The sequence below is a fragment of the Treponema endosymbiont of Eucomonympha sp. genome, assembly GCF_001028545.1.
The window spans coordinates 1-776 of record NZ_BBPW01000317.1; the positions used below are offsets into that span (position 1 = coordinate 1).

At 53.5% G+C, this 776-nt stretch carries 2 protein-coding genes; both read left to right on the forward strand.

The features are described from left to right. The coding region (locus AWU74_RS11890; RefSeq protein WP_202966428.1) for a hypothetical protein at window positions 1-288 on the forward strand (288 nt) is incomplete at its 5' end. A gap of 344 nt (window positions 289-632) precedes the next feature. After that, window positions 633-776, forward strand: a 144-nt coding sequence (locus AWU74_RS10710; protein WP_162504976.1) for a phosphoenolpyruvate carboxykinase (GTP), incomplete at its 3' end; no start/stop codon positions are given.

Genomic DNA, 776 nt, shown 5'->3' on the forward strand with positions numbered 1-776 from the left:
GTGAACGATTTGCCCGTTTCCGCGTGGGAGGACTGGACGCCTGCCTGCGGCGGGGTGCGCTGTCCGTATGCGGAACAATGGCTGGGGTATTACGAGACCTATCCGTGGTTTAAGCGTTTTGCCTCGCTCTATTGCGACGTTATTGACACCACCAATATAGAAAACTTTTCCCGTACCGTTTCGCACCGAATCACGAAAAACCTGCTGTGGGGCGACGATGAATGCGCGCGGGAGTATTTTGAAAGCGAGCGCGTAAAGCAAGGAATGTTTACGTATGGCAGCGTTTAATTTGACCGCCTCAGTAAAGCGAGAGCTGCTGCCTGCGGGGAAACGGCAAAAGCCCCTATCTGTTTGAAGATTTGTGCCGGCGCACTGCGCGGAATTATTATTGACTGAAGGTTAAAAACGCGCAAAAGGCGGGGGAGGCAAAAACGCTTCCCCGCCTTTTGCGTTACCCGTCAGTGCACGGGTAACGTCCGAGTTTTTTCAGAAAACTCGGCCGTTCGGCGGAGCCGAACGCGCTGTCCTTGTATAAAAACCCCGAATTCCCTATACTTCCCCCAAACAAAATAAATCACGTCGGCTGCGTTTTGCATATTTCAAACGCGGTCGGCGCGGAAACAGGAGTTTTTATGACAGTTAATGCTCTTAAGCACCCGAAAGCAAAGGCGTGGGTTGAAGAAATCGCCAGGCTGTGCGCGCCGGACGAAGTGTACGTGTGCGACGGCTCTCAGGCGGAATACGACCGCCTGATGAAGAGCCTCGTTGACGCAGGC